Raw genomic sequence first — 22,091 nt, forward strand, 5'->3', positions numbered from 1 at the left:
GCCGGGCATATTTGGACAGAGCATATGACATCGTCTGAAGAAAAAGCATTTCGCCCCGACCGTCGCATCGTTCTTGCGGGTCTCGCCGCAACTCTCCTGGCCCCCAACATCGCTAGAGCGACTGACACCCAGGTCCTGGAGACAAAGGCGGCAGATGCCAAGGTTGCAGATCCTAAGATCGTAGACCCCAAGGCTCCGGTCGCCAAGACGGCCGAAGCCCCGGCCGATCCACCGCTACTGGCGGGTGACTATGCCAAGGAACGCCACAAGTTTCGCACCGATCTTCTAAGCAAGGGGCCGGCGCCCGACAAATACGAGCCGCTGGTCGCACCTTCTGGTGCCGATCAGATCTTTTATCGCAGCGGGCTCGGCGGCGAGCTTGAGCTGGTCGCCTGGGTGTCGCGCTACGAGCGCACGCCGAAGCCGAGACCGGCGGTGCTGTTCCTGCATGGCGGCAACGCCATCGGCCAGGGCCATTGGCTGCTGGCGAAAGCCTATATTGAGGCCGGCTATGTCGTCATGATCCCGTCGATGCGCGGGGAGAATGGCCAGAAGGGTAATTTCTCCGGCTTCTATGATGAAGTGGCAGACGTGCTCGCCGCCTCCGATCGTCTGCGTCATCTTCCCGGCGTCGACCCGCATCGCCTGTTCCTTGCCGGCCACAGCGTCGGCGGCACGCTGGCGATGCTGACGGCGATGTCGACCAAGCGCTTTCGGGCTGCTGCGCCAATCTCCGGCAATCCCGATGCCTTCGCCTTTTTCCACCGCTATCCCGAGGATATCCGCTTCAACGCCAAGAACCCGCGCGAATTCCAGATGCGTTCGCCGCTCTGCTATGCGCATAGTTTTAAATGCCCGGTGAAGGTGATGCACGGCACGGAGGAAAGCCATTTCGATGGCCGCGCGGCCCTGCTTGCCAAGCGCGCCGTTACCGGTGGTGTCAAGATCGAGGTGGCGACCGTTCAAGGCAACCATACCTCGGCCCTGCCGGGTGAAATCGAGCAGAGCATCCAGTTTTTCAAGAGTGTGGCGGCGTAGAGCTGCCTTGCTTTTTCTCACCTGCCCAATAGGGTCGTGAGACGCTAGCGCATGTCGTGCAAAATGGTGCAGCGATATGCGAAAATAAAGACTTGAAGCGTGAGAGGCGCATCTGAAAGGTTCGGGGCGCCTTGAGTGACGGCAAAGCATGGGAGGGCGTGTGGGTTCGGTCGATAAGAGCTTCAACCTGACGGGCATCTGGAACGGGATTTATAATTATCCAGCGAAGTATGAGATTCCCGAAAGCCATTTTCTCGCAACACTGATCGAATTCGGTGGTTCGTTCTCCGGCTCGATTCACGAAATCATGCAGCGCCGAGGCCATCGGGGCGTCAAGGCTAACGCCTCGGTCGAGGGCAAGCGGACCGAGGATCTTGTGACCTTCGTCAAGCTCTACGACGGCGGTGGCCTGTCACACAGCGTCCACTATGAAGGACACCTAAGTCTGGATGGCTGTGAAATCGAGGGACATTGGCACATTCCGCATGAGGATCCGGCACGCATCTTCGCCGGCCGCTTTCTGATGATCCGTCGCCGTGCCGTCAAGACGCAGCAAACCCTGCATGAACGGTTCGAACACGCTGCACCGTAGTCGCGGCGTCGATGCCTATTTCATCAGCCGATCGATCAGCGCGACGGCGGCCTGCGCGATCACCGTTCCCGGCGGGAAGATTGCGTCGGCGCCGGCGGCTTCCAGCGCGGCGAAATCCTGCGGCGGAATGACGCCGCCGACGGCGATGAGGACGCGGCCGGCATGACGGCGGGCGAGCGCTTCCTTCAGCTCCGGGACCAGCGTCAGATGGCCGGCGGCGAGCGACGAGGCGCCGATGATGTCGACCCCTTCGCGCACGGCGACGTCGGCCACTTCCTCCGGCGTCTGGAACATCGCGCCGACGACGACATCGAAGCCGAGATCGGCAAAAGCCGTGGCGATCACCTTCTGGCCGCGGTCATGGCCGTCCTGGCCCATCTTGGCGACGAGAATGCGGGGTTTTTCGCCGCGCGCCTTGCGGAAGGTCTCGACCTTGGCGATGGCCTTGTTGAAGACGGGATCGGTGTCGCCGACTTCCTTGCGGTAGACGCCGGAGATGGTTTTGATCTCGGCGACATGCCTTCCATAGGCCTTTTCCAGCGCCAGCGAGATCTCGCCGACCGTTGCCCTTGCGCGCGCCGCCTTGACTGCGAAATCGAGCAGGTTGCCGGTGCCGTTACGGGCGGCATCCGTCAGCGTATCCAAAGCGCTCTCCACTGCCGCCGTTTCGCGGGTGCCCTTCAATTGCTGCAGTTTCGAAAGCTGCCGGGCGCGGACTTCGGAATTGTCCACCTTCAGCACGTCGACTTCGATGTCCTGTTCCGGCCGTGAGAAATTGATGCCGACGAGGGTCTGGTGGCCACTGTCGATGCGCGCCTGCGTGCGGGCGGCCGCCTCTTCGATGCGGAGCTTCGGAATGCCCTTTTCGATCGCCTTCGCCATGCCACCGAGCGCCTCGACCTCTTCGATATGGGTGAGGGCACGTGCGGCCAGGTCATGCGTCAACCGCTCGACATAGGCCGAGCCGCCCCAGGGGTCGATGATATCGGTCGTGCCGGATTCTTTTTGCAGCATGATCTGCGTGTTGCGGGCGATGCGGGCCGAGTGGTCGGTCGGCAGTGCCAGCGCCTCGTCGAAGGAGTTGGTGTGCAGGGATTGCGTATGGCCCTGCGTCGCCGCCATGGCCTCGACCATGGTGCGGATGATGTTATTCATCGGGTCCTGCGCCGTTAGCGACCAACCTGAGGTCTGGCTATGGGTGCGCAGCGCCAACGATTTCTGGTCCTTCGGCGCAAAATTCTTCTGCATCAGTGCCGCCCAGATCAGCCGCGCCGCGCGCATCTTGGCCACTTCCATGAAGAAGTTCATGCCGACTGCCCAGAAGAAGGAGAGGCGTGGCGCGAAACTGTCGATATCAAGGCCGGCGGCAACGCCGGCGCGGGCATATTCGATGCCGTCGGCGATCGTATAGGCTAGCTCCAGATCGGCGGTCGCGCCGGCCTCCTGCATATGGTAGCCGGAAATCGAGATCGAATTGAATTTCGGCATACGCTGGCTGGTATAGCTGAAGATGTCGGAGACGATCCGCATCGAGGGCTGCGGCGGATAGATATAGGTGTTGCGAACCATGAACTCCTTGAGGATGTCGTTCTGGATCGTGCCCGACAACTTGTCCTCGGAAACGCCCTGTTCCTCCGCCGCGACGATATAGAGCGCCATGACCGGCAGTACCGCGCCGTTCATGGTCATCGACACACTCATCTCATCAAGCGGGATGGCATCGAAGAGCTGGCGCATATCGAGGATGGAATCGATCGCCACGCCCGCCATGCCGACATCGCCCGCCACGCGCGGATGATCGCTGTCATAGCCGCGATGGGTGGCGAGATCGAAGGCGACGGAGAGGCCTTTCTGGCCGGCCGCGAGATTGCGGCGGTAGAAGGCGTTCGATTCCTCGGCGGTGGAGAAACCGGCATATTGCCGGATGGTCCAGGGCTGCTGGACATACATGGTCGGGTATGGGCCGCGCAGGAAGGGGGCGGCACCGGGATAGGTGTCGAGAAAGTTCAGGCCGGCAAGATCGGCGGTGCCGTAGACGCGCTTGACGGCGATGCCTTCCGGGGTTTGCCACGAGGGGGCGTCGGTTTTCGACGTCTTGGTCTTGGGCTTCGTCCAGGGGATAGTGGTGAAGTCGGGGACGGTGGTCATAGGGGCGCCTCTTCATCCAGCCGCACCGGCCTCAATCCCATGCCGGCCGTAACAGTCCCAAGCGCTCCCAAAACCACAACCGGCCGCTCCGTCTTCATCGCAAACAATGTCGTCCCCACGATCGGCTTTGCCACGCGGCTTGCACGCGCCTCCGTCACCATCGCCGCCAACCGGCCGCTGGCTATATTCTTCGCTAACCCGCCGTCACGTTCGATGCCGACAAAGATCTCCCAGGCTTTTTCCGCCAGTGCCTCCGTCAGCGCTTCGATGCCGCCCGCACCCGCTGCCGGATCGATAACGTGATCGAGGTGGCTTTCGGCGATCAGGACGGTCTGGGTGTTGCGCGCCAGCCGCCGCGCCAGCGGGTCCGGAATGCCGTGGGTGAGCGTATGCGGCAGCACCGAAATCTCATCGACTCCGCCCGTGCCTGCAGCGAAGACGGCGATGGTGTTGCGCAGGATGTTGGTTTCCGGATCGAGCCGGGTCAGCATGCGGTAGCTCGTTTCCATGAAGAGATGAGCCGTCGGCGGATTGGAAACGCCGCAGGCTTCAGCGATCCGCGCAAACAGCATCCGCGCGGCGCGAGCCTTCGCCATGGTGACGAACTGGTTTTGATCGGCCGAAAGACAAAGACTTGTGGCATTCAGGATCGCTTCCGGTGCCAAGCCTGCCTGTTCCAGCAGTCGCAAATGCGCGACGAGAGAGGCGGCAACAACGGCCAGTTCCTGCGCTTCCGTGCCGCCGGCATTGTCGATGGCGCGGCCGTCGGCATTGAGGATCGTGCCGGAGCCTCCGGCATCAGACAGGCGCTTGAAGCTGTCTGTCAGCTCGCTGGTTGCCTGGCTCGGCGTGAACATGTCGAGACCCGCATGAAGGCCTGCAAGCTTGGAGGAACCGGCAAGCGCCTCGGCAAGGGCCGGGGAAAAGCCATCAAGGCGCAGCGAGATATCCTTGCCCGAAAGCGCGGCTGCCAGTTTCGCTGCGAGCCTGTCCGCCTCTGCGTCTATGCCGATACCAAAGGCCGATGGGCTGGTTTTCGACAGGAGGTGGATACCGTCGGCGCCGTTGGCGAGATCCGCGTCGAGTTGCGTGAAAGCGCGATCGATGTCCGGGTCGTCCATGCGCTGGCTGATCGTCCAGGGCGTATCGATCCGGCGGCGCGGCAGTGGAGTGGCGTCGAGGCGGCGGGCGTAGAGCGGTTGGATTGCGATGCCGTCATCGGTGCGCGATAGCAGCGCTTCCTCAAAATCCGCTCCCTTCAGCGCCCGGTTCACCAATTTGAGCCAGGCGTCTCGGCTTGCCGGTGCAAAAAGGTTCGGGTCGAGACTGTCGATATTCATGCCATCCTCCGTCAGGCTCAGGTCTAACCCAAGCTAAGGCTAGGGAAAACAGGAGTTTGATCTCCTGGCGCAATATCTTTGCGTCCGACGCCAGCTTCGCGCCAGCCGGGCCGGTCATCATGGGGCTCACTGATCCGTATTCCAACTGGTTCCCGATGATGGCCGATCTTTTGCCCGTTTCCCGCTTCCTGCCTGCCGTTGCAGCCCTTGCCATGCTGTCCGCCTGCAGCATCGTTCCCGATACGGGTGCGACCGATCCCGACCGGTTCGTGCAGGAAACCTCGCCCGTCTTCTATCGGCCGGAAGGTATCGATCCGCAGAAAGTGAAGCGCCTGCCGGTGCAGCCGGTGCCGCAATCGCGTGATCTCTTCCGCACGCAGTTCCACCAGACCTATGGCCTGCCGACCTTCAATCCCGTGCATCAGGCGATGTATGCGCAGAGGAGCGAGGATGATTTCACGCTGCCGGCCATCCCCTACAAGCGCATAGATCCGCAGTTCTTGCGTCAGGAGGTGGACTATCAGACCAATGAACGCCCCGGAACGATCGTCGTCGATACCCGGAGCCACTATCTCTATTTCGTCGAGCCGGGTGGCCGCGCCATGCGCTATGGCGTCGGTCTGGGTGCCGCCGGCTATGCCTGGCATGGCAGGGGCGTCATCCAGTGGAAGACGAAATGGCCGCGCTGGACGCCGCCGGCTGAAATGGTGGCGCGCGAACCGCAGATCCGGCCGATTTCGGCCGAACGCGGCGGCATGAATCCGGGGCCGACCAATCCGCTCGGCGCGCGGGCGCTCTATATTTTCAAGGATGGCAAGGACACGCTTTATCGTGTCCACGGGACGCCGGATTGGCAGTCGATCGGCAGGGCGGCTTCGTCCGGTTGTGTGCGTATGCTCAACCAGGATGTGATCGATCTCTACAACCGGGTGCCTGATAAGGCGGAAATTGTCGTTTTATAACGGCAATTTATAACAAATTTTCGTGATGTTGCATAAGTGCGATAGCCGGACCGGTTTGCGCTCTTTAGTTTTGCTCCTGTCTCTGCGAATCTCGTGGGAAGCCGAATCAGCTTTGTTGTCATCGGTTCTCGCTTCCCGTCCAACAGGAATGATGCTGTCGACATGAGCCTGCCCTCTTCTTTTTCCCGACGAAATTTTCTCGCTTTCGCTGGTATCGGCGCCGTTTCGACGCTCGCCGGCTGCGCTTCCACGGTCGAAAGCGGCCCTGTCGTCAGCCCGGTTCAGTACACCGGCACGCCAGGCTATCGGCCTTTCCGTAGCTGGTTCTCCAGTTATGACGGCGAGCAGCCGGATCCGGCCGTGATCTACGCGGCCGTGGAGGATGGTGGGTTTCTCATTCCACCCGTGCCCTACCAGCAGATCGATCCGCAATTTTATCGCCAGCGCGTTCAGGACCCGACCGGAGAAGCACCGGGCTCGGTCGTCGTCAATACGCGCGAGCGCCACCTCTACGTTACCGAAGCAGGCGGCACGGCGATGCGCTACGGCATCGGCGTCGGCCGCGAGGGCTTTGCCTGGCAGGGCCGCGGCGTCATCCAGTGGCGCAAGAAGTGGCCGCGCTGGAACCCGCCGGACGAAATGGTCGCCCGCCAGCCGGAACTCGTCAAATATTCGATTGCCAATGGCGGCATGGATCCTGGCCTGAAGAACCCGCTTGGCGCGCGTGCGCTTTACATCTTCGAGGACAATCAGGATTCGCTCTACCGTCTGCACGGCAATCCGGACTGGCGCTCCATCGGCAAGGCCGTTTCCTCCGGCTGCGTCCGTCTGCTGAACCAGGATGTCATCGATCTCTACGATCGCGTGCCGGAACGCGCGCCGATCCTGGTAACGCAGGCCTAGGCTTACATAGTTTTACGATAGGATAGGGCGGGTTTGGCGGCTTTCACTCAGCTGTCAAATTCGCCCTTAGCCGTTGCAGCCGGTCGCGTAGGCTGGCCACTTCATCCATGTCGCAGCCGGTGGCTTCGCCGATGGCGGACATGATGGTGCTGACCTGGCATTGCATGCCGGCGCCCTTTTCCGTCAATGAAACGATCACTTGCCGTTCGTCCTTCGGGTCGCGCGCACGACCGATGAGGCCGGCCTGTTCCAGGCGCTTCAACAGCGGCGACAGAGTGCCGGAATCGAGATCGAGCTGTTCGCCGATGGTTTTGACCGGCAGGCAGCCTTTTTCCCAGAGCACCAGCATCACCAGATATTGTGGATAGGTCAGGCCGACACGGTCGAGGATCGGCTTGTAGGCGCGATTGAAAGCATGCGCAGTGGCGTAGACCGCAAAACAAAGCTGCCGCTCCAGCCGCTTTTCCTCATCCGGGATTATTTGCCCGCTCACCTTGTCCGTCATCGCTGCTCCGCCATTTTCTTGTTGGTCGCATTGTCACAGGTTCACTTTTCAAAATCAAATCGCAAAAATATGTTGTACGCGATTAAATCGTGCTATATATAAAATCCGTCCAACCCGCAAAGGAGATCCGACATGCCTATTCTCTACACCACCAAAGCTTCCGCCACCGGCGGCCGTGCTGGCCACGCCGTTTCTGAAAATGGCGTTCTCGACGTCACGCTGACCGTGCCGAAGGAACTGGGCGGCGATGGCGCCACCGGCACCAATCCTGAACAGCTCTTCGCTGCCGGCTATTCCGCCTGCTTCCTCGGTGCCCTGAAATTTGTCGCGGGCCAGCAGAAGGTCAAGATTCCGGAAGACGCCAAGGTGACCGCAACGGTCGGCGTCGGTCCGCGCGAAGATGGCGGCGGTTTCGGTATCGAAGTGGCCCTGTCGGTACATATTCCCGGCCTGGACAAGGCTGAAGCTGAAAAGCTCGTTGCCGCAGCCCACATCGTTTGCCCTTACAGCCATGCGCTCCGCACCTCGACGGAAGTGCCGGTCACGGTGGCCTGAGAATAGGCTTTACCGTCGCACCGGACTGACCGAGCGGACGGTACATAAAAGGGGCGACACGCTTTTTGGTGTGTTGCCCCTTTTTCTTTTGCAAGAAAATTGCTATATATTTTCTTGAGAAAGGATGTGGCTATGGCAAATGCTCAAGCGATACCTCATGCAATCCCCGGCGAGGCCTTGGTCATCACCAAGGCGGCCGTCAATGCCGCGGAGCGGTTGGGATTGAATGCGCGCATACTCGCTGACGTCATCGGCGTATCGGAAGCGACGGTATCGCGCATGAAGCGGCGGGACCATCTGCTGGAACGTCACAGCAAGCCGTTCGAGCTCGCGGTCCTCTTCGTGCGCCTCTTCCGCTCTCTCGATGCGATCGTCGGCGGCGACGAGGCCGTGGCGCGGCAATGGCTGCGCAATCCCAATCTCGCCTTCAGCGCAACGCCGCTTGAAAAGATCACTTCCATTTCCGGATTGACCGATGTCCTTGCCTATCTGGACGCCCGACGCGCTCTCGTCTGAGGCCCGGCCGATGTCCGGCCGCTATTGGCGGCTGGTGGAAGCACAGCATCAGGTCTCGACCTTGAAGCTGGTCGACACGCTGGAGGAGCAGGCTCTTCTCGAGACACTTCTGGAAGAGAGCAAACCGGCCTTGCCGCCGGAATGCGCCGGCCTGGACTATCTGCTGGCCACGCCCTTTCGCTATGGCGCGATCTATCCCTATGGTTCGCGTTTCCGACGAGCGGGGCGCACGCTGGGCGTTTTCTATGCATCGGAACAGATCGAAACGGCACTGGCGGAAATGAGCTTTTACCGGCTGCTTTTCTTCAGCGATTCTCCGGCAACGCCGCTGCCCGCCAATGCGGCGGAGTACACCGCCTTTGCGGCCACGATTGCGACAAGACAGGCGGTCGATCTGACGCTTCCGCCATTGGAGCGCGATCGCGAAGCCTGGGCAGATCCTGTCCATTATGAAGCTTGCCAGTCGCTCGCCGATGCGGCCCGGGCAGGGGGCGTTGACGCGATCCTCTATCAGTCCGTCCGCGATCCCAAGGGCGGCAAGAATATCGCGCTTCTGACCGCCCGTGCCTTTGCTGCGCGCGAGCCTGTCGAGCGCCAGACCTGGCGCATTCGGTTGTCGCCAACCGGCGTACAGGCATTGTGCGACTTTCCGAAAAGCCGCATCGGCTTCGCGCGCAGCGATTTCGGCGACGATCCGCGTATGCGGGGATAGCCGTCAGGCCAGCGCCAACAGGTCTCGCCGCAATCTATCGCCGTTGCCGCCGGGCAGTCGCTGGTCCACCTCGGCATGCGTCATTTCCCAGATCGGCACCGCGGCGGCTAATACCGCCTTGCCTGACGGTGTCAGGCTGAGCAGTCGCGCCCGGCGATCCCTGGGATTGGGGAGAACGGTCACCCAGCCCCGGCGCTCCAGCGGCTTTAAGGCCGCTGTCAGTGTCGTCTGGTCTATTGCGAGCAGGGTCGCGACCGGCCCCATGGCTGCGGGCTCCGGCCTGTTCAGGGACATCATCAGGGAAAACTGGCCGTTGGTAAGCCCGAGCGGCCTTAGCGCCTCGTCGAAGCGGCGCGCGAGCGCCCGAGCGGCGCGCTGCACATGCAGGCAAAGGCAGGTATCGCGCACCAGAAGCGTTGTTGCGAAGGGAATCTCGATCACATTTGACATGATAAAATAATATTGATATCAATGTATTTGTCAAGATTTGGGATAAACGCACGCCGGAGGAGGGCGGACAATGAACCAGATCGTTTCCCGCGAAGTTTGGCTGGAGGCCCGCCGCAAATTGCTGGCCCGGGAGAAGGAGGCGACGCATCTGCGCGATAGCGTCAATGCCGAGCGCCTGGCTTTGCCCTGGGTTAAGGTCGACAAGACCTATGTCTTCGACACGCCGACGGGCAAGAAAACGCTTGCCGATCTCTTCGATGGCCGCAGCCAATTGATCGTCTATCACTTCATGCTTGGCCCGGATTGGGAAGCGGGGTGTCCCGGCTGTTCTTTCCTTGCGGATCATCTCGATGGAGCCCTGCCGCATCTCAATCATCACGACGTCAGCCTGGTCGCCGTTTCCCGTGCTCCGCTCGAGAAGGTGGAAGCCTATAAGAGGCGCATGGGCTGGAAATTCCCGTGGGTCTCGTCCTTCGCCGACGATTTCAATTTCGACTATCACGTCTCCTTCTCGAAGGAGCAGCTCGCCGGCGAGACGATATTCTACAATTTCACGGCCATAGATCCGTCTGAAGGCCATGATGAGCTGCCGGGCCTCAGCGCTTTCTACAAGGACGAGGCCGGCAATATCTTCCATACCTATTCCAGCTATGCCCGCGGCCCGGAAGAGCTGGTCGGCACGCTGATGATCCTCGACCGCGCCCCCAAGGGTCGCAACGAGGCCGGCACCATGTCTTTCGTTCGCCGTCACGACGAATATGAAGAGAGCCTCAAGGCGCAATCCTGCTGTCACTGAAGCGTGAGAGGCTAGCCGCACTAGGTCGCGGCCAAAAGCCCAAGGGAACAAAGATCCGGAGCGCCGTGTTTACGCGTCATGGATAGGGCCGGCCGGATGAAGCCGGAAGCCCCATGTTCGCCAATCACCGCCGCAAGCAATAGGGAGAGAGACAATGGCTGCTGCGAAGGGATATTTTGTCTGGTACGAACTGATGACCACCGACATGGCGGCGGCCGAAGCCTTCTACCGTAAGGTCGTCGGCTGGGACGCACAGGATGCCGGCATGCCGGAAATCGAAATGGCCTACACCTTGTTCAGCGCCGGCGCGGGTCCAATCGCCGGCCTGATGATCCTGCCGGATGAGGCCAAGGCCATGGGAACACCACCCTGCTGGACTGGCTACATCAGCGTTCCCAATGTCGATGAAGCCGCAAAAACGATCACGACCAAGGGCGGCAAGGTCTATCGCGAACCGGGGGACATCCCCAGTGTCGGCCGTTTCGCTGTGGTCGGTGACCCCGACGGAGCCGCCTTTTGCGTCTTCACGCCATTGCCGGGGCAGGATTGGGAGCCGGCAGCGCCCAACACGCTCGGCTATGTCGGCTGGCATGAACTCTATGCCGGTGACGGCCCGAAGGCCTTCGATTTCTATTGCGACATGTTCGGCTGGGAATGGAGCTCCGATTTCGATATGGGACCGATGGGCCAATACAAGATCTTCAAGATCGACGGTCGCGACTTCGGCGGCATCATGACGAAGCCGGCGGAGATGCCCGTGCCGGCCTGGAATTTCTACTTCAATGTGCCGGCAATCGATGCCGCTATCGGCCGGATCAACGAAGCCGGAGGCAAGATCGTCAACGGCCCGATGGAAGTCCCCGGCGGGAGCTGGATCGTCCAGGCCACTGACCCGCAAGGGGCATTCTTCTCGCTGGTCGCGCCGGGTCGGTAATATAAAACCTCCCCCTTGAAGGGGGAGGTCGCCGCGAAGCGGCGGGTGGGGGTGATATTCGGACCGGCAGAGCTTGCCGCAGATCACCCCAGCCCGGACCTGCGGTCCGACCCTCCCCCTCAAGGGGAGGGTAATGTTTTACCGCTTCAAGCTTCCCAGAATCCCCCGCACCAGAGCCCGGCCGACCTGCGTCGCGACTGTACGCGCCATGCTTTTCATCGTCGCTTCCAGGATCGTCTCGCGCTGATAGCCGGAGCGGCCGCGGCCCGCTGGTTTGCTGTCGCCGCCGAAGCCGGGAAGTGTCCAACCGCCGGTGCTGCCTCCGTCTTCCTTGGCCGCTGCCTGATCGGCTGCCTTGCCGGCGCGGGCGGCAAGGATTTCGTAGGCGGATTCGCGGTCGAGGGTTTCGTCATAGAGGCCGGCAACCGGGCTAGCATTGATGATGGCCTGGCGCTCGGCATCGGTGAGGGGACCGATGCGGCCGGACGGCGGGCGGATCAGGGTGCGCTCGACGATCGAAGGCGCCCCTTTGGCTTCAAGCATGGAGACCAGGGCCTCGCCGGTGCCGAGCGTCGTGATGACATCGGCGGTCTTGAAGTCCGGATTGGGACGGAATGTCTCGGCGGCCGTCTGCACGGCCTTCTGCTCGCGCGGCGAATAGGCCCGCAGCGCGTGCTGCACGCGGTTACCGAGCTGGGCGAGCACGGTTTCCGGTACGTCGAGCGGGTTCTGCGTGACGAAATAGACGCCGACGCCCTTGGAGCGGATCAGGCGCACGACCTGCTCGACGCGCTCGATCAGCACTCTCGGCGCATCGTTGAAGAGCAGGTGCGCCTCGTCGAAGAAGAACACCAGCCTCGGCTTTTCGGGGTCGCCGACCTCAGGCAGTTCCTCGAAGAGTTCGGAGAGCAGCCACAGCAGGAAGGTGGCGTAGAGGCGCGGGTTCATCATCAGCTTGTCGGCGGCAAGCACGGATACCTGCCCATAGCCATTGTTGTTGACGCGCATGATGTCGGAAATTTTCAGCGCCGGCTCCCCGAAGAAATTCGCTGCCCCCTGCTGCTCCAGCACCAGAAGCGACCGCTGCAGCGAGCCGACGGAAGTCTTCGAGATCAGGCCGTATTTGCTGGAAAGCTCGCTGGCGTTTTCGCCCATGTAGTTCAAGAGCGCCTGGAAATCCTTGAGATCGAGCAGTGGCAGGCCATTCTCATCAGCGATCTTGAAGGCAATGTTGAGGACGCCCTCCTGCGCTTCCGAGGCGTCCATCAGCCGGGACAGCAGCAGCGGTCCCATCTCGGCGATAGTGGCGCGCACACGGTGACCCTTTTCGCCGTAAATGTCCCAGAAAATTACCGGGAACTGCTCGAATTCATAGGGTTTCAGGCCGACTTCCTCGGCCCGCTTCAACAGGAAATCCTTCGGCTCGCCCTTGGCGGCGATACCGGAGAGGTCGCCCTTGATGTCGGCGCAGAAGACCGGCACGCCCGCCTTGGAAAAACCTTCCGCCAGCACCTGCAGGGTCACCGTCTTACCCGTGCCGGTCGCGCCGGTGATGAGACCGTGGCGATTGCCGAATTTCAGCGTCAGATATTCGCTCTTGTTGAGACTGTCGTCCGGCTTGCGGCTGGCGCCGACGAAAATCTGTCCATCTTGCTGCGGCATGGGGTGTCGTCTCCCTGTGGGCGGCGGCACGGCAACTCTAAAGGAGCTGCCAGGGCCGGTTCATCGATTTGTCCTGAAGCTGTTATAAGAACAGAGTTGAATGGGGACAACCAGTCGCGTCATGGTTATGCTTCTGGTAAAATAGCCATATCCGGCACGGCTTGTGTCTGTCGGTTCATTCGATTACGTTGACGTTAACGTCGGAATCAACAGGCTGGAGGTTTAAGTGAACGAAGTTATTGATCAAATCGCGGCAAAAGCCGGTATTGCCCCCGATGTCGCGGAGAAGGCCGTTGGTACAATTCTTGGCTTCCTGCAGCGCGAAGCGCCGGATGGCCCGGTCACCAAGATGATCGCGGCAATTCCCGGTGCGACTGATCTGGTCGCGCAATATGGCGGCGAAGAAGCCTCCGGCGGCGGTCTGCTCGGCGGGCTTCTGAGCGCGGTCGGCGGCGGCGGCGGCCTTATGGCGCTCGGCCAGCAGCTGATGAGCAGCGGCCTCAGCATGGGTGAGGTTACCTCGCTCGCCAAGGCAACCATCGAAACCGCCCGCCAGCATGCCGGCAACGACGTGGTCGATCAGGTCGTCGGTTCTGTGCCGGGCTTGAACCAGTTCCTTTGATCTTCTGTCATTCGAGACAAGGACCCCGCGGTAGCCGCGGGGTTTTTCGTTTTGTCATGCTGGAAATTGCAGGCCGCTCATGTCCGCCAATCCTATTCAGTCTCTTCTGCCGCAAGGATCAGGCCACAACTTCGTGCTCTATGGCGATTCCTGTTCCGGCGTTCCCGGAGCGCTGCACGAAAAGACCTTTGCCGCCGTCAATGCCGTCTTGCGCCGGCTCGATCCGCCACCGGAATTCATTCTGTTTCCAGGCGATGAAGTCATCGGCCTGACCGCGGATGCCGAGGAGCTGAGAGCACAATGGCGGCACTGGCTCGATCACGAAATGGGTTGGTTCGACCGTCAAAAGACGCCGTTCTGGCATACGACCGGCAACCACACCACCTATGATCAAATGAGCGAGCAGATATTCCGCGAGATCCTGCAGCTTCCGGACAATGGGCCGGCGGGCCAGGAAGGCTTGTCCTATTGGGTGCGCCACGGCGATCTTCTACTGGTCTTCGTCCACACGCTATGGACCGGCCTTGGTGGGGAGGGCCATGTCGAGACCGAGTGGCTGGAAGCAACACTGAAGGCACATAGCGATGCCCGCCACAGGATCGTCCTAGGCCACCACCCGGTTTTCCCCGTTAACGGATTTTCCGGCGCGTATCAGCGCGAGATCGGTCCCGAATATGCCAAGCGGTTTTGGGATATTCTGGTTGAAGCCGATGTTCTGGCCTATGTTTGCAGCCATATCCTTGTCTTCGACGTCCAGGTTCATCGCGGCGTCCTGCAGCTTTGCACCGCCGGCGCGGGCACGGCGCATCGAATGCCGGAGGGCGTGGAATATCTCCATTGCATCCAGGCGGCGCTCGATGCGGATAGTTTTCGTTATCAGGTATTGGATACGGACGGAGCTGTTCGCGAACGGTTGCAATGGCCGCTCAAGCTGGCCGATCCGGAGGAGTGGCAAAGCCTCTCACCTGGAACGCATGCGGCTAGCTTCAGCGGCTCGACGAGCAATGACCGTGTTGTCGAACTGCGGATACGGGGCCTGATGCCCGAGGCGGCGCATGCGCCTGCCCAAACTCTCTTTTCCGCTTTCAATCCCGATAGCATCGCACCGCTCTGGCTTGGTCTGCGCGGTCCGCGACAGACCTTGACCGTGATCCTGGGTCGCGATCCCGGCCGCAGTCCGCATTACTGGCTGGGTCCCGATCTCGCCGCAGACCAGCCTTTCGATCTTGATATCGTCTTGCATGCCGGTATGGGCCCGGGCGGCGTCCTCTACCGTATGCACGGCGATCATAGATGGACCTCCTTCGATGCGGCCTCCGCCACCGGCCTCGAGCGTCTGGTCTGGCCGTCGCAATGGAGCGTGGGCCATGGTCAGGGTGGAGCGGCGGATCGTTCGTTCATGGGGAGCGGGCTGCAGGTTTCGATTGCTGCGGCGAAGTGATTTGCCGAGATTCTGGGGGGCTCTACATCGGAAAGGCTGCCGGCAGGTAGCATGGTTCGTTCGAGTGCAGATCGCTTTCTGTTAGGCTGATTGCATAGCCGAATTGAGTCTTTGCGGAGAAAGTTCATGGCGAAGTGGGATGGCGCCTATACCTGGCACAAGCGGCCGTCGGCCATCGGAGCGCCGGATCGTCTGAGAGTGGCAACGTGCCAGATCCCCGTGGGGCATGACATCGCGGCGAATACGGCGCAGATTCTGACGTTGATCGAAGCGGCGGCCGAGGCAGGAGCCGATGTCGCCCATTTCCCGGAATGTGCTCTGTCCGGCTATGGCTCGGCCAATTGGCCGGACTGGACCGGCTTCGATTGGTTTGGTCTTCAGGCGGCTGTGGAAGCAGTGCAATCCGCGGCGCGTCGTCACCGGGTCTGGGTCGCGACTGGCTGTGTGCATCGCGACGAAGCCACGCAGAAGAAATTCAATTCTCTCTATGTTTTCAACCGCGACGGTCAACTCGCCGGCCGCTATGACAAGCGCTGTTGCTCAACCAACGATCAGCGGGCTTTCGAATTGGGTCGCCACCAGCTCATCCTGGATATTGAAGGCGTTTCCTGTGGTTTCCTGATCTGCCGCGATTGGAGCTATCCCGAGCTGTGGCGTGCGTATGAAGGCCAGGTCGAACTTGTCTTTCACTCGGCCTGTGCCGACGGTCAGGGGCGCGACAAGAATGAAACCCATACGATCCCGCCATTGATGCAAGCCTATGGCCGGCAATATGTCTATGCCGTGAGCTCTGCCAATTCCTGCCGGTACAGCCAGGACTATCCAAGCCTATGGGTAGAACGCGGCGGATATATGGGCGGGCAGGCGACGCGCCATGAGGCCGGCTTCACGATCAACGCGCTCGCCGACGATCCCGAACAGGATCGCTTCTTCGCCGCCGTTCTGGAATCGCGCCGAGCCGAACGTATCCTGTATCAATTCGCGGATTGAGACGCGGAGCCAGTCCCGTCTCCGGAGCTGGCCCTCTCCAATCTCACCCCTTCTTGCCCTCCGGCTTCTCATCCGGCTGATGCCAGGCGCGGCCGTCGCGCTGGATGAGGTCGTCGGCGCAGGCCGGTCCCATGCTGCCGGGCGCGTAAGGGTCTGGTTTGCCGCCCTTGGTCCAGAGGTCGAGGAAGGGCTGTACCGCCGCCCAGCCGGCTTCGATGCCGTCGGCACGCTGGAACAGGGTCTGGTCGCCGACGAAGAGTTCGTAGAACAGGCTCTCGTAGCCGGTCTGCTTGCCGATGTCGAAACGGTCGGCGTAGCGGAAATCGAGCGAGATCGGCACCGTCTTCAGCACGAGGCCCGGAGCTTTGATCGAGATTTCCATATCCAGTCCCTCGTCGGGTTGTACCTGGATGATCAGCCGGTTCGGCGGCAGCTGCGGGCGCGAGGCCGGGCGCGGGAATTGCGCGAAGGGCACCTGCCGGAAGGTGATGACGATCTCGGTATCACGCGCCTTCAGCGCCTTGCCGGTGCGAAGGTAGAAGGGAACGCCGGCCCAGCGCCAGGTATCGACGAGTAGTTTGAGCGCCACGAAGGTCTCGGTGCTGCTGTCGGGCGCAACATCGGCAGTCTCGGTATAGGCGGGCAGATCCTTGCCGGCGAGGGGGCCGGCCGTATAGGCGCCGCGCACGCCGTTCTTGGCAGCATCTTCCGGCGAATAGATGCGCAAGGCTTTCAGAAGTTTGCCTTTTTCGTTGCGGATCGATTCTGCGTCGAAATTGTTCGGCGGCTCCATCGCCACCATGGCCAGAAGCTGGAAGAGGTGGTTCGGCACCATGTCGCGCAACGCGCCGGTCGAATCGTAGAATTTGCCGCGCGTGCCGACATCGACCACTTCCGCCGCGGTGATCTGGACGTGATCGATATAGTTGTTGTTCCATAGCGCCTCGATCATCATGTTCGCGAAGCGCGTCGTCATGATGTTCTGGACGGTTTCCTTGCCGAGGAAATGGTCGATGCGATAGATCTGGTTTTCGTTGGCGTGGCTGAGCAGCCGGGCGTTCAGCTCGCGGGCCGAGGCGAGGTCGTGGCCGAAAGGCTTTTCGATGGCGATCCGGCGGAAGGCGCCAGCCGTTTCGTTCATAAGGCCGTTGGCAGAGAGCTTTTCGGCGACATCGCCGAAGAAGCGCGGCGGCACGGCGAGATAGAAGGCCGCATTGGCGCTCGGCGCTTGCGACAGATATTTGCTGATCTCATCATAGACGGCGTTCTGGGTGAAATCGCCGGAGATATAGGCGATGCGCTTGCGCAGGCTCTGCCATGCCTCCTGCCGCTCCGGCTCCTGCATGTCGCCCGATGTGGCAAGAAACGAATCCAGCCGCTCCAGCAGCATATCGACGCCGCCGGGCTCGATGCCGATGCCAAGGATATGCAGGTCGTCGCCCACAAGCCCGCTGCGCGACATGTTGATCAGCGTCGGGATCAGCAGCCGCCGCGTCAGATCGCCGGTGGCGCCGAAGATCACGAAGGTCAGCGGCGGCGCCGGTGCAACATCCGGCCCGCTCATGCGTGCACCTCGGCCAAGGGGATGAACATCGGGTTTCTGGACGACATGGGTATCTCCTCGGACCTCTTGCAGTTTTTGCTTTGGCTACGCATGTTCTACTGCATAATTCCTTGGATCGGAATCGATCTAAGGATAAAATTATGCAGCGGATTTGAAGTGCTACAGCGACCTTTGCGCGGCGCTGTAGCGCGGGCCGGCGCCGGTTGTCGATGGATCGCCACCAGCGGCTATTTCTTCACCGCCACCAGAAACAGCCGCGGAAACCGCAGCAGGACCTTGCCGTCCGTGAGCGGCGGATAGGCCTTTTCGATGCGCGCGAGATAGTCGGCCGTGAAGGCGTCGCGATGTTCGGCACCGGCATGGTCGAGATAGGGGCGCAGGCCCGTGGCCTTGACCCATTCGACTATGGCGGCGGCGTTTTCCAGCGCGTGATTGTAGTTGGTGTGCCAGAGGTCGATGCGGGCGGACTTGCCGATCAGCCGGTTATAATAGACCGACGGTGCAGGCAGAGGATTGCGGCGGACGCTCTTCTTTGCGAAGGCCTCGCTCCACGGGCCGCTTTTCGCGGTTTCTTCCATCATCAGGTGGCTGAGCTCGGTCAGATTGTCCGGCATCTGGATGGCGAGCACGCCGCCCGGCTTCAGCCCATCCATCAGCCGGTCGAAAATCTCGAGATGATTGGGCAGCCACTGGAAGACGGCGTTGGCGAACAGCAGGTCGACGGGTTCATCCGGCTCCCATGTCGCAAGATCGGCCTTGACGAATTCCGTGCCGGGCATGCGGGTGCGGGCCGCCTCCAGCATGTTGTCGTCGCTGTCGAGGCCGGAAACGCCGGCCGGACCATAGCGCTCGACGATCAGCTCGGTCGAATTGCCGGGTCCGCAGCCGAGATCGATGGCGCGGTCGATGCGCGCAAGCGGCACCTGCGCCAGCAGGTCACGTGCCGGGCGCGTGCGCTCATCCTCGAACTTCACATATTGGCCGGCAGACCATGCCATGATGCTATCCTCTTCTCAGATCGTCTCTGTCTTCACCGGGCATAGCACCGGGATATATCAGAACCGTGTAATCACGCTGATCCCCGTGCCCTCGGCCTTGTCCAGCGTCATCAGTGCCGGCACGGCTTCCTCCAGGCTGATCCGGCGGCCGATCAGCTTTTGCGGAGCGATCTTGCCGGCGGCGAGCATGTCGAGCATGGCGTCGTAACGCCAGGCCTGCATGCCGTGGCTGCCGTAGATTTCCAGCTCGTGGCCGATCACCTGCGCCATCGGGATCTGCGGCGTCGCATAGTCGCCGAGCATCAGGCCGACCTGCACATGCCGGCCGCGACGACGGAGATTCTTGATCGAGTTGAAGCAGGTGACGGGATGGCCGAGCGCGTCGATCGACACATGTGCGCCGCCCTTGGTGATCTCGCGTACGGCCTCCGCGACATCGGCAACACCGGCGGCATTGATGGTCGCGACCGCGCCGCATTCGCGGGCGAAAGCCAGCTTCTCGTCGGAGATATCAATGGCGATGGCGTTGGCGCCGAGGGCGCTGGCGATCATGATCGCTGACAGGCCGACGCCGCCGCAGCCGTGGATGGCGATCCATTCGCCCGGACGCGTTTTTGCCTGATCGGCGACGGCGCGAAACGAAGTGGCGAAACGGCAGCCGAGGCTTGCCGCCGTGGCATCGTCAACCGTCTCCGGCAGGTGCACGAGATTGGTGTCGGCATAGTCGATTGCCACATATTCGGCAAACGAGCCCCAATGGGTGAAGCCTGGCTGGAACTGGCTGGGGCAGACCTGCTGGTTGCCGGAATGGCATTCGGCGCAATGGCCGCAGCCGGAGACGAAGGGCACGGTGACACGGTCGCCGACCTTGAAGCGGACAACGCCCCGGCCGGTCGCCACCACCTTGCCGGCAAGCTCATGGCCGGGGACATGCGGCAGATTGATATCCGGATCATGTCCCATCCAGCCATGCCAGTCGCTGCGGCAAAGCCCGCTGGCGCCAACGGCAATGACGACGCCGTCTTCGCCAGGTGTGGGATCGGGGAGGGTACGGATCTCGGGTGTGGCCTCGAAGGCCTCGTAATACATAGCTTTCATGGGTATCTCGTATAGCTCGCCGCGTTTGCTTTGGCTCATCATTTTTCCTGATTGACCCATTCGTCAAGCTGTTGTTTCGGCGCATGAAAATTGCGCGCGAAAAGCATCATCCGGCGCTTTGTTGCGAATGGATTTCGCACCGAAAATTCCGCTTGACCCCCAGGTTGCACAGGGATTTCCTTTTGCCGCTTTCACGAGGAAATCATCATGGCTGTCGATACATCCCCCCGCACCACCACCTGGACCCATGTCGATGGAGAATGGCTCCCCGGCAATCCGCCGCTGATCGGGCCGACCTCGCATGCCATGTGGCTGGCATCGACCGTCTTCGATGGCGCGCGCTGGTTCGATGGCATCGCGCCCGATCTCGATCTTCATTGCCAGCGCATCAACCGCTCGGCGCTCGCCATGGGATTAAAGCCCGTGAAGACGCCGGAGGAGATCGAGGCACTCGCCTGGGAAGGCATCAAGAAATTCGACGGCAAGACGCCGCTCTATATCAAGCCGATGTATTGGGGCGAGCATGGTACGGCGGGCAGCGTCGTCGCTGTCGATGGGGAATCGACCCGTTTCGCGCTCTGCCTGTTCGAGGCGCCGCTGGGTGGCCAGGGTGGTATTTCGCTGACCGTTTCGCCCTTCCGCCGTCCGTCGCCGGAAACCGCGATGACCGACGCCAAGGCCGGCTCGCTCTATCCGAACAGCGGCCGGATGATCCTCGAAGCCAAGAAGCGCGGCTTCGACAATGCGCTTGCATGCGACATGAACGGCAATGTCGCGGAGACCGCATCGTCCAACGTCTTCATGGTCAAGGACGGCATCGTCTATACGCCGGTCGCGAACCGCACCTTCCTCGCCGGCATCACCCGTGCCCGCGTCATCGGCCTGTTGCGCCAGGAAGGCTTCGAGGTTCGCGAGGAAACGCTGTCGGTCGAACAGTTCATGGCCGCCGACGAGATCTTCACCAGCGGCAACTTCTCCAAGGTCGTCGGCGTCACTCGCCTCGACGGTCGCGAATTCCAACCGGGTCCGATCGCTCGCAAGGCGCTGGAACTCTATATGGACTGGGCCTACGGCCGGAGTGCCAGCGAAGAATAGGGCATATTGGAGCGCAGCCGCCGGATCATGATGCCTTCGAATTGGCTTCGAAGGCTTGTTTCGTGATCCGGTAGGATGCAAAGGGCTGGCCGAGATATTCCGTTGCATGCGTCGGCGATAGGCCAAGCTTTTCGGCGACGCGGATCGAAGCCGTGTTGCCGGGGGCGATATCGGCGATCACGCAGTCAAACCTGAGCGTTGCGAAGGCATGGGTGAGAACCGGCCTTGCGGCTTCCGTCGCATAGCCCTTGCCCCAGGTGAGCCTGTTCAGCCGCCAGCCGATCTCGATCTCCGGCCCGACCGCATCGGTGGGGATCAGCAAAATCCATCCCAAAAACTGTTCTGGATTTTCCTTGGCAAAGACGGACCAATAGCCGAGGCCCTCGCCAAAGTCCGCCTGAATGCGGTTTGTCAGGAACAGCCTGTGTGCTTTTGGATCGGTCCATGGGCCGGGAATGAATTTCGTCACCTCTGGATCGCGATCCATGGCCATGCATTCCTCGATGTCGGCCATGGTGCGCGGACGCAGGATCAGGCGGCCGGTTTCAAAGGTAGGAAGCACGCTTGTTTCTCCTGATTTATCGATACTCGTAGAGATAAGAATAGACGTCGGGATGCGGAAGAATAATTCGCAGTCTAAGAAAATGTAGCGAATTCTCCCACGGCAATTGCTTTTGTGCTATTATGGAGTTGGTCGGCAAAACCACTAAGGAGGCCGCCATGAAAATCTCTGTTCCTGCTTCTGTCTATCTTTTCGACTATTACAGGCTGTTTTTGCAGCTCTGTGTCATCGCGGCGATCGGGTTCGTCATCTATTCGATGCTGTTCGGATTGACGTGGTGATGTCGGAAGCAATTGAAACCGCCGGCCTTTACGAGGCCGCCGGGTCCATTCTTGTTTAAAGGTAGTCGACGATGAGCTTGAGTTTTCCCAACCGGAGCCGCAGTTACGATGCCTCGGCGCGGCGTATCCGTTTTATCGGGCATGACGGCATGTTCGAGGTCCCGTTTCTGGTCGAAGCCGATGTCTTTCCGGAGGCCAACACCGAGGCGGGCTATCTTGCCGCCTTCGATGCCGGGCGCGATGCGATCCAGCAGGTGGCCATGAAAGCCTATGGCTATGCCCGCCGGCGCATGTACATCCTGACGCCGAATGATTTTCGCTGAGGAG

General features: G+C 61.1%; 24 protein-coding genes. 15 read left to right on the top strand and 9 right to left on the bottom strand.

Going from position 1 to position 22,091, the window contains the following annotated elements; translation table 11 throughout:
- Nucleotides 1–24: 24 nt before the first annotated feature.
- Nucleotides 25–1,038: an alpha/beta hydrolase family protein gene (locus AB6803_RS11810; protein ID WP_371109065.1), complete on the top strand. Its 1,014-nt coding sequence runs from the start codon at nucleotides 25–27 to the stop codon at nucleotides 1,036–1,038.
- 160 nt (nucleotides 1,039–1,198) lie between these two features.
- On the top strand, nucleotides 1,199–1,630 hold the full coding sequence (locus AB6803_RS11815; RefSeq protein WP_371109066.1) for a hypothetical protein: 432 nt from the start codon (nucleotides 1,199–1,201) through the stop codon (nucleotides 1,628–1,630).
- 15 nt (nucleotides 1,631–1,645) lie between these two features.
- On the opposite strand, the gene scpA is transcribed toward AB6803_RS11815, so the two are convergent.
- Together scpA and AB6803_RS11825 are read right to left on the bottom strand one after the other, a co-directional pair.
- Nucleotides 1,646–3,778, bottom strand: coding sequence for a methylmalonyl-CoA mutase (scpA, locus tag AB6803_RS11820; protein WP_371109067.1), 2,133 nt, complete (start codon nucleotides 3,776–3,778; stop codon nucleotides 1,646–1,648).
- Nucleotides 3,775–5,118 (bottom strand): methylmalonyl-CoA mutase family protein, encoded by a 1,344-nt coding sequence (locus AB6803_RS11825; protein ID WP_371109068.1) that lies wholly within the window; start codon nucleotides 5,116–5,118, stop codon nucleotides 3,775–3,777. The genes scpA and AB6803_RS11825 overlap by 4 nt, the downstream gene beginning before the upstream one ends.
- A 158-nt stretch (nucleotides 5,119–5,276) precedes the next feature.
- Here AB6803_RS11825 and AB6803_RS11830 point away from each other — a divergent pair, with 158 nt between their 5' ends.
- Together AB6803_RS11830 and AB6803_RS11835 are read left to right on the top strand one after the other, a co-directional pair.
- The gene (locus AB6803_RS11830) at nucleotides 5,277–6,080 is read left to right on the top strand and encodes a L,D-transpeptidase (protein ID WP_371109516.1); all 804 of its coding nucleotides are present in this window, start codon (nucleotides 5,277–5,279) and stop codon (nucleotides 6,078–6,080) included.
- 162 nt (nucleotides 6,081–6,242) lie between these two features.
- Complete coding sequence (locus AB6803_RS11835; RefSeq protein WP_371109069.1) at nucleotides 6,243–6,983, top strand: L,D-transpeptidase; 741 nt, start codon at nucleotides 6,243–6,245, stop codon at nucleotides 6,981–6,983.
- 43 nt (nucleotides 6,984–7,026) lie between these two features.
- On the opposite strand, the gene AB6803_RS11840 is transcribed toward AB6803_RS11835, so the two are convergent.
- On the bottom strand, nucleotides 7,027–7,488 hold the full coding sequence (locus AB6803_RS11840) for a MarR family winged helix-turn-helix transcriptional regulator (protein WP_371109070.1): 462 nt from the start codon (nucleotides 7,486–7,488) through the stop codon (nucleotides 7,027–7,029).
- Between the two features lie 132 nt (nucleotides 7,489–7,620).
- On the opposite strand from AB6803_RS11840, the gene AB6803_RS11845 reads away from it, so the two are divergent.
- The 3 genes from AB6803_RS11845 (at nucleotide 7,621) to AB6803_RS11855 (ending at nucleotide 9,271) form a co-directional block, all read left to right on the top strand.
- Nucleotides 7,621–8,043 (top strand): organic hydroperoxide resistance protein, encoded by a 423-nt coding sequence (locus tag AB6803_RS11845; protein ID WP_371109071.1) that lies wholly within the window; start codon nucleotides 7,621–7,623, stop codon nucleotides 8,041–8,043.
- A 132-nt stretch (nucleotides 8,044–8,175) separates the two neighbouring features.
- Nucleotides 8,176–8,559, top strand: coding sequence for an antitoxin Xre/MbcA/ParS toxin-binding domain-containing protein (locus AB6803_RS11850; RefSeq protein WP_371109072.1), 384 nt, complete (start codon nucleotides 8,176–8,178; stop codon nucleotides 8,557–8,559).
- On the top strand, nucleotides 8,519–9,271 hold the full coding sequence (locus AB6803_RS11855; RefSeq protein ID WP_371109073.1) for an RES family NAD+ phosphorylase: 753 nt from the start codon (nucleotides 8,519–8,521) through the stop codon (nucleotides 9,269–9,271). The genes AB6803_RS11850 and AB6803_RS11855 overlap by 41 nt, the downstream gene beginning before the upstream one ends.
- A 3-nt stretch (nucleotides 9,272–9,274) precedes the next feature.
- Here the strand turns inward: AB6803_RS11855 and AB6803_RS11860 are convergent, their stop codons facing one another.
- Entirely contained in the window at nucleotides 9,275–9,721 is a 447-nt protein-coding gene (locus AB6803_RS11860) for a MarR family transcriptional regulator (RefSeq protein WP_371109074.1), read from the bottom strand.
- Nucleotides 9,722–9,791: 70 nt separating this feature from the next.
- On the opposite strand from AB6803_RS11860, the gene AB6803_RS11865 reads away from it, so the two are divergent.
- Both AB6803_RS11865 and AB6803_RS11870 read left to right on the top strand, forming a co-directional pair.
- Nucleotides 9,792–10,517 carry a DUF899 domain-containing protein gene (locus tag AB6803_RS11865; RefSeq protein ID WP_371109075.1) on the top strand — a complete coding sequence of 242 codons (726 nt, stop codon included), beginning with the start codon at nucleotides 9,792–9,794 and terminating at the stop codon, nucleotides 10,515–10,517.
- Between the two features lie 154 nt (nucleotides 10,518–10,671).
- Nucleotides 10,672–11,451 (top strand): VOC family protein, encoded by a 780-nt coding sequence (locus AB6803_RS11870; protein ID WP_371109076.1) that lies wholly within the window; start codon nucleotides 10,672–10,674, stop codon nucleotides 11,449–11,451.
- 138 nt (nucleotides 11,452–11,589) lie between these two features.
- Here AB6803_RS11870 and AB6803_RS11875 read toward each other — a convergent pair whose 3' ends face one another.
- Nucleotides 11,590–13,113 carry a helicase HerA-like C-terminal domain-containing protein gene (locus tag AB6803_RS11875; RefSeq protein WP_371109077.1) on the bottom strand — a complete coding sequence of 508 codons (1,524 nt, stop codon included), beginning with the start codon at nucleotides 13,111–13,113 and terminating at the stop codon, nucleotides 11,590–11,592.
- A gap of 226 nt (nucleotides 13,114–13,339) precedes the next feature.
- Here AB6803_RS11875 and AB6803_RS11880 point away from each other — a divergent pair, with 226 nt between their 5' ends.
- From AB6803_RS11880 to AB6803_RS11890, 3 genes are all read left to right on the top strand, one after another.
- Nucleotides 13,340–13,735 carry a hypothetical protein gene (locus AB6803_RS11880; RefSeq protein WP_371109078.1) on the top strand — a complete coding sequence of 132 codons (396 nt, stop codon included), beginning with the start codon at nucleotides 13,340–13,342 and terminating at the stop codon, nucleotides 13,733–13,735.
- Nucleotides 13,736–13,814: 79 nt separating this feature from the next.
- Nucleotides 13,815–15,176: a metallophosphoesterase gene (locus tag AB6803_RS11885; RefSeq protein ID WP_371109079.1), complete on the top strand. Its 1,362-nt coding sequence runs from the start codon at nucleotides 13,815–13,817 to the stop codon at nucleotides 15,174–15,176.
- A 126-nt stretch (nucleotides 15,177–15,302) separates the two neighbouring features.
- Nucleotides 15,303–16,166 (top strand): carbon-nitrogen hydrolase family protein, encoded by an 864-nt coding sequence (locus AB6803_RS11890; RefSeq protein ID WP_371109080.1) that lies wholly within the window; start codon nucleotides 15,303–15,305, stop codon nucleotides 16,164–16,166.
- A 43-nt stretch (nucleotides 16,167–16,209) separates the two neighbouring features.
- On the opposite strand, the gene zwf is transcribed toward AB6803_RS11890, so the two are convergent.
- The 3 genes from zwf to AB6803_RS11905 form a co-directional block, all read right to left on the bottom strand.
- Nucleotides 16,210–17,730: a glucose-6-phosphate dehydrogenase gene (zwf, locus tag AB6803_RS11895; protein WP_371109081.1), complete on the bottom strand. Its 1,521-nt coding sequence runs from the start codon at nucleotides 17,728–17,730 to the stop codon at nucleotides 16,210–16,212.
- A gap of 227 nt (nucleotides 17,731–17,957) precedes the next feature.
- The gene (gene tam / locus AB6803_RS11900; RefSeq protein WP_371109082.1) at nucleotides 17,958–18,728 is read right to left on the bottom strand and encodes a trans-aconitate 2-methyltransferase; all 771 of its coding nucleotides are present in this window, start codon (nucleotides 18,726–18,728) and stop codon (nucleotides 17,958–17,960) included.
- Nucleotides 18,729–18,785: 57 nt separating this feature from the next.
- On the bottom strand, nucleotides 18,786–19,826 hold the full coding sequence (locus AB6803_RS11905; RefSeq protein WP_371109083.1) for a zinc-dependent alcohol dehydrogenase family protein: 1,041 nt from the start codon (nucleotides 19,824–19,826) through the stop codon (nucleotides 18,786–18,788).
- A 207-nt stretch (nucleotides 19,827–20,033) separates the two neighbouring features.
- On the opposite strand from AB6803_RS11905, the gene AB6803_RS11910 reads away from it, so the two are divergent.
- On the top strand, nucleotides 20,034–20,921 hold the full coding sequence (locus AB6803_RS11910; RefSeq protein ID WP_371109084.1) for a branched-chain amino acid aminotransferase: 888 nt from the start codon (nucleotides 20,034–20,036) through the stop codon (nucleotides 20,919–20,921).
- Nucleotides 20,922–20,946: 25 nt separating this feature from the next.
- On the opposite strand, the gene AB6803_RS11915 is transcribed toward AB6803_RS11910, so the two are convergent.
- A complete protein-coding gene (locus AB6803_RS11915) occupies nucleotides 20,947–21,483 on the bottom strand; it encodes a GNAT family N-acetyltransferase (RefSeq protein WP_371109085.1) in 537 nt (178 codons plus the stop codon).
- A 158-nt stretch (nucleotides 21,484–21,641) separates the two neighbouring features.
- Here AB6803_RS11915 and AB6803_RS11920 point away from each other — a divergent pair, with 158 nt between their 5' ends.
- Both AB6803_RS11920 and AB6803_RS11925 read left to right on the top strand, forming a co-directional pair.
- Nucleotides 21,642–21,764, top strand: coding sequence for a hypothetical protein (locus tag AB6803_RS11920; protein ID WP_371109086.1), 123 nt, complete (start codon nucleotides 21,642–21,644; stop codon nucleotides 21,762–21,764).
- 71 nt (nucleotides 21,765–21,835) lie between these two features.
- Nucleotides 21,836–22,087 (top strand): DUF1488 domain-containing protein, encoded by a 252-nt coding sequence (locus tag AB6803_RS11925; RefSeq protein ID WP_007699480.1) that lies wholly within the window; start codon nucleotides 21,836–21,838, stop codon nucleotides 22,085–22,087.
- Nucleotides 22,088–22,091: the final 4 nt, after the last annotated feature.

Source organism: Rhizobium sp. RCC_161_2 (genome assembly GCF_041355235.1).
Lineage (GTDB): Bacteria > Pseudomonadota > Alphaproteobacteria > Rhizobiales > Rhizobiaceae > Rhizobium.